This window comes from Cupriavidus sp. SIMBA_020, from assembly GCF_046535395.1.
Classification (GTDB): domain Bacteria; phylum Pseudomonadota; class Gammaproteobacteria; order Burkholderiales; family Burkholderiaceae; genus Cupriavidus; species Cupriavidus campinensis.
Map to the genome: position 1 here is coordinate 1 of NZ_JAWRWU010001009.1, position 258 is coordinate 258.

1 pseudogene is annotated in these 258 nt (G+C 71.7%); it reads right to left on the bottom strand.

Features of this window, described 5'->3' with window-relative positions:
• Nucleotides 1-258, bottom strand: a pseudogene (locus tag SB751_RS32520) (hypothetical protein); the annotation flags it as partial.

A 258-nucleotide genomic window follows, 5' to 3' on the forward strand; every position in this document is an offset into this window, starting at 1 on the left:
GATCGTAGCGGCCCACGCGATAGGCCAGCGCCGCGACCCGATCGGCACCGGCGATGCGTTGCGGGGCCTGGGTCTGCAACGCGGCCACGAGCGATTGCAGCGCCGGGTTGGGCACGACGTTGGGCGCGCCGCCGGCGGCATCGGCCAGGCTCAGGCGGCCGGTCTGTTCGAAGTTGGCGAACGGGTCGCGGGCGCTGTCCGGCTTGCCGTCGACGATATCGCCGATACGGGCCAGGCCATACGCCACCAACAGGCGTT